Source organism: Actinospica sp., from assembly GCF_035552695.1.
In the GTDB taxonomy this organism is placed as follows: Bacteria; Actinomycetota; Actinomycetes; order Streptomycetales; family Catenulisporaceae; genus Actinospica.
The window spans coordinates 1-5,092 of the sequence record NZ_DASZKT010000040.1 but is presented as its reverse complement, the minus strand read 5'-3'; the positions used below and the strand labels follow the sequence as shown (position 1 = coordinate 5,092).

7 protein-coding genes are annotated in these 5,092 nt (G+C 69.6%); 5 read left to right on the top strand and 2 right to left on the bottom strand.

The annotated features are described in order from the left end of the window. Positions 1-552 precede the first annotated feature (552 nt). The gene (locus tag VG296_RS06630) at positions 553-795 is read left to right on the top strand and encodes an integrase core domain-containing protein (RefSeq protein WP_325564160.1); all 243 of its coding nucleotides are present in this window, start codon (positions 553-555) and stop codon (positions 793-795) included. 259 nt (positions 796-1,054) lie between these two features. Continuing rightward, entirely contained in the window at positions 1,055-1,225 is a 171-nt protein-coding gene (locus tag VG296_RS06625; RefSeq protein WP_325564158.1) for a hypothetical protein, read from the top strand. Positions 1,226-1,446: 221 nt separating this feature from the next. On the opposite strand, the gene VG296_RS06620 is transcribed toward VG296_RS06625, so the two are convergent. Beyond that, positions 1,447-1,749: an adhesin gene (locus VG296_RS06620; protein WP_325564156.1), complete on the bottom strand. Its 303-nt coding sequence runs from the start codon at positions 1,747-1,749 to the stop codon at positions 1,447-1,449. A gap of 214 nt (positions 1,750-1,963) precedes the next feature. After that, entirely contained in the window at positions 1,964-2,569 is a 606-nt protein-coding gene (locus tag VG296_RS06615) for a PRC-barrel domain-containing protein (protein ID WP_325564154.1), read from the bottom strand. A gap of 496 nt (positions 2,570-3,065) precedes the next feature. Between VG296_RS06615 and VG296_RS06610 the strand changes: the two genes are divergently transcribed. From VG296_RS06610 to VG296_RS06600, 3 genes are all read left to right on the top strand, one after another. Further along, positions 3,066-3,347 (top strand): hypothetical protein, encoded by a 282-nt coding sequence (locus VG296_RS06610; protein WP_325564152.1) that lies wholly within the window; start codon positions 3,066-3,068, stop codon positions 3,345-3,347. Between the two features lie 5 nt (positions 3,348-3,352). Beyond that, a complete protein-coding gene (locus VG296_RS06605; protein WP_325564151.1) occupies positions 3,353-3,655 on the top strand; it encodes a hypothetical protein in 303 nt (100 codons plus the stop codon). A gap of 2 nt (positions 3,656-3,657) precedes the next feature. After that, the coding region (locus VG296_RS06600; protein WP_325564149.1) for an aconitate hydratase at positions 3,658-5,092 on the top strand (1,435 nt) is incomplete at its 3' end.

The window sequence follows — 5,092 nt, the reverse complement described above, 5'->3', positions numbered from 1 at the left end:
CCGATGACCTTGTGGTCGGTCGACGCGATCCACGAGACGAACACCGCACCGGCGCGGCGCGGCACCGGCCCGGTGGTCGAGACGGGGTGGAGCGCGGTGGCAAGCGGGTTCTGCTCGAGAGAACTCATGCGAAGCCTGTGTGGTAAATGGTTTTATGCCGATCGGATATTCGGGCCGGTGGGCCCCGTCCTTCGCGCGAGCATCGGACGTTCGGCGCCATCTTCACAGCGCGGCAGTCCGGTTCGCCGGACTGCCACGCCGCAAACAGGGCGACCGGAAAACGCCACCCCACGCCACGGCGAAGCAGGCCTCTCCCGCAATCGGCCTCACGCCGCATCCGCCCGCCACACCGGTCGGGTACACCGGTCGGGTACACCGGTCATCGGGAAGATCCCGCCGAGCACGGCGGGCGTGCTGTGGGTTGGGACGGCGTGCCGATCCCCCGGGGTGGAGTCCGCACGGTCATCGCCTCGCCCCTGCCTACATGGCCGTTGTCATCCGTTGCTGCCAGGTGCGGCGGGTTTCGGCCGGGGCTCGGTAGCCGAGGGACGAATGCAGCCGGCGGCCCTGGAGAACGTGATCCAGGAGCGCTGGCGCCGCTCGGTCCGAACCGAGTCGCTCGAGCGCACGCCCGTGTGGAACCTCGCCCACTTGCGCCGCACCCTGGCCGAGTATGAGTCCTTCTATAACGAGCAACGGCCACCCCGAGCTCTTGGCCAAGCTGCACCACCACGTCCCTCGCCGGACAACGTCATCGACCTCGACGACTCCGCGCCGCTCGGCACGACCGGCTAGGCGGCATCCTCCACGCACATCATCCCGCAGCCGACCAGCACGGAGCGACTTGCCGGCACCCTCACCGTTGCTGCTCAGCCCACCGCACGGCCCACCCGTCGGTGCGAGCTCGGCGACGTCGTTCTCGAAAACCTCAGCCGGCGACATCCGCACCCGCCACGTCGCCGGGTCCATCGGGTGCGCGCATGAAGGGCGGCCATCCGGGCACCGGTCAGAGCGCGAGAAGAATTCGCCTTGAATCCGACGAAGAGGACCCGGCATGGCCCAGAAGGTGCGCGGGCTACGGTCTCCGAGGCTGATGCGCGGGCAGGACATCGGCGACGTGCTGATCGCCGAGGAGGGCCGGCTGCACGGCGTGCTCACCGATCGCGACATCGCCGTGGTCCGCTGCCCGGCCTCGAGGCAGCTCAGCAAGAGCCCTGATACCTGAGCACCAGCCGGGTGCGAGCTCGGACGTCCCGCGCTTGCGGAAATGCCGCAGGGCCGAGGAGCGAAAGCGCTCCCCGACCCGTGCGACCGCGCGTGGGAAAGCGTGCCGGTACAAGAGCGATTGGCCACACCGCAAGCGGGACGGCCGATCACTGTCCCGAGGGAGACGGGCCGGTGACGATGGCGGTAGGGCGCCCCTCAGCGAACCGCGCCTCCGTGTGGTCAGGTCGCCGGATTCGACTGCGGGCTGACGCGAAAGGCGATCACACCGTTCTCGTCGACCTCCGCATCGAGCACCTTGTCCCCCAGTTGCCCGGCGATGCCGGACTCGAGGTACACCCGGGCTTCGCCGGTGTCGATCACCTGGTCGTCCGGGTCCGCGCGCTGGACGAGGGACGCGGCGAAGGCCGGCCCGCCGCTGTTCCCGGTCTTCGGCGCGATGCGCAGCCCCGCGCCGGCAGGCAGTTCAGCGCCGGAAGTGAGGTCGTGAATCGCCGCGGCGGCGGATTCGGTCAGTGCGAGCATACGGACTCCTCGAACTCGTCGATGGCAAATCCGTCGGCTATTGACCCGCTCGAACCGCGCCAAACCCACCGGACGCGGCCGAATGTCTCGCACCGCGGCGGCACTTGTCCTCCCGAGCGGGACGTCGAAGGAGTGCCGGCGCTCAGGCGTGATGCGCCGAGGGAGGCCGGGAGATCCCGGTCCGCGATCCCTAGCGGATGCGCGGGCTCACGACTCACTCGAACTGTGCAAGATCGACCGGCGGCAGGTCACGCACCTCGTCCTTCGTCAGATCCAGCCGCACACCCTGGCGCACGTCGGTGACGTGATGGATCGGCAGGGCGACCTGCTTCTTGCCCCACAGGTGACCCTCCTGGAGGAGCACGTGCGTGACCTGGCGGTCGCGCGGATCGACTACGAGTCCCTGGACCCGGCCGATCTCGCCGTCGGTGGCGTGTACCGGCTGATTCCGCTTGACCTGCACCTCACCCGAGGGCACCCGATCGTAGGTGACCGTTTGCGGCCCATCCAGGCCGGCCGCCGCGAACGGGCCGATCGGCGCCGCCGGCACCGCGCCGCCGGCCGGCCCGAGCGCGAAGTAAGGCAGCAGGTAGTTCTGATCGGCCGGATACCCGAACCGGCCCTCGTTGCCCGGAAGGAACTCCGTCTGCACCGCCGGCTCGAGTTGCGCGAAGCCCGCCGCGCCACACCGAAGCCGAATCCCGCCGGCATCCGCGCCGTCCCGGTCGACCAACGTGACGGGAACGAGGCGAGCGTGATCGGGGTCCCCGTCGGGTTCCACGACCAGATGGGTCAACTCCGGCCCCATCGGGTCGATCACGACCCAGCTGAGCCGACCGCACACCCCGTCGGCGCAGCTCACTTCGCCACCGATGACATACGGCATGTTCGTCGCCATGAGCATTCCTTTCCTGCGCGTGACCACCGGCGCCGCAGCGGATCCGGAGACCACGGTGACTACTGCGCGGATGCACTGCGGATCCGCGGACGCGCTGCTTGCACCGCGCCAAGCTGGTTGCCCGATTCGCAAGGAAAATGCCTGTGCCGGCCGTGTCGACTGGGCTGCGCGTACCGGCGTCCGGCGGAATTAACGTTGCGCATTCGGCAAGGCCAGAGGTGCTCGCGGCGGCGCACCGGCTGCCGCCTGGCCGGCGCGAGCTTTCTGGCCTGCGTCGCCGCGGAGGGTTTGGCGGCTCACGGCACTGACGCTGCTGGGTCTAGACCTCGCCGGATAAGCGATCCTGCTGACCGCCGGCCTGCATTGGCCACGGCTGCACTACGACGTGCGCCGCTAGGCCACGGTCTTCCCACTTGGCATGACCGCAGCCGCGGCGATCTCCACCGCCTTGACCACCGACATCGCCTGCCTGCACGGCCTCGGCGTCGTCCTGTTGTGGGTGATCGGCAAGGCGCATCGATTCCCCGATCTGGCCGCCGAGCACTACCGTCTCACCCCCGGCACGGTCATCGCGACGCTGACTGCGCCCACCGGCGTAGACGAAGACGCGCACCAAGCTGAGCCCGCTCGGGTTTCAACGGCCGCGGGACGGTTACCTCCAGGACGGTTACCCTGCAGGACCGGAGTGAAAGGGAGGTGAGGGCGATGCTGCTGCTGGTGGGACTGGTACTGCTAGCCGCGACCGGCGCGTTCGCGGGGCTGGTGATCGCCTACAACCAGGCGGGCCCCGACTACACCGTCGTGATGTTCGGCAACACGCTCGGCACGCTCACGAGCATGCAGATCTTCCTAGCCGGGATCGCGCTGACGTTGGTCTTCTGCCTTGGCCTGTGGATGGTGGCGCTCGGCGCCCGGACGCGCCGACGCCGGGTCACTCCTCATGCTGAGGCCGCCCCGGTAACGCCCGGGCCGCGGCGCCGACACAGGCACCACGTGTTCGGGCATTGACCGTGGGAGCGAACGTCGCGCAAAAGCTGATCGCCTCGCACCTGGTGTCCGGAAAGATGGAGCCGGGTGCGGAGATCGGGTTGCACATCGACCAGACCCTCACGCAGGACGCGACCGGCACCATGGTGATGCTCGAACTCGAGGCCCTCGGCCTGGAGCGAGCGGCCACGGATCTGTCCGTGCAGTACATCGACCACAACCTGTTGCAGGCCGACGAGCGCAACATGGCCGACCACTTGTTCCTGCGCTCGGCCGCGCGCCGTTTCGGGCTGTGGTACTCGGGGCCGGGCAATGGGGTCTCGCATCCGACGCACATGGAGCGCTTCGGCGTGCCAGGTGCCACGCTGGCGGGTTCGGACTCGCATACGTGCGCGGCGGGCAGCATGGGGATGCTCGCGATCGGTGTCGGCGGTCTCGAGGTGGCGCTGGCGATGGCGGGCGAGCCGCTGTACGTGACGATGCCGCGGATCTGGGGCGTGCGCCTGGACGGGCGGTTGCCCGCGTGGGTGAGCGCGAAGGACGTGGTACTCGAGATGCTGCGGCGGCACGGCGTGGACGGCGGGGTGGGCCGGATCATCGAGTACCACGGTCCCGGGCTCGACGCGCTGACCGCGATGGATCGGCACGTGATCGCGAACATGGGCGCCGAACTCGGCGCGACCAGCACGGTGTTCCCTGCGGACCGCGCGGTGCGTGACTTCCTGCGCGGGCAGAACCGCGGCGCGCACTTCCACGCGCTGACGGCCGATCCCGACGCCGGCTACGACGTCGAGGACGAGATCGACCTGTCCGCCCTCGAGCCGCTGATCGCACGCCCCGGTTCGCCGGGGAATGTGGTGCCGGTGCGCGTGGCCGCCTCCGAGGACGTGCCGGTCCACCAGGTCGTCGTCGGCTCCTCGGCCAATCCGGGGCTGCGCGACTTCGAGATGCTCGCCGCCGTGCTCGATGGCCGCCGCATCCACCCGCGCATCTCGCTCGACGTCAACCCCACCAGCCGGCAGATCCTGCTGCAGCTCACCCGCTCCGGCGCCACCGCCGCGCTGATCCAGGCCGGTGCGCGGATCCACCAGACCGGCTGCATGGGCTGCATCGGCATGGGCCAGGCCCCCGCCCTCGGCCACAACAGTCTGCGCACGTTCCCGCGCAACTTCCCCGGCCGCTCCGGCACCAAGCACGACTCCGTCTGGCTCTGCTCACCCGAGACCGCCGCGGCAGCGGCGCTGACCGGCCGGATCACCGATCCGCGCGAGCTGCCCGAACTGCTCGGGGTCCACTACCCGCCGCTCGATCTGCCCGTGTCGTTCACCGTGATCGACACACAGTTCGAGGCCCCGCTCCCGCCGGAGGAGGCCAAGCAGGTGGAGTTGGAGAAGGCGCCGAGTATCGGCTCTATGCCCGAGTTCGAGCCGCTGCCCGACGAACTGACGATTCCGGTAC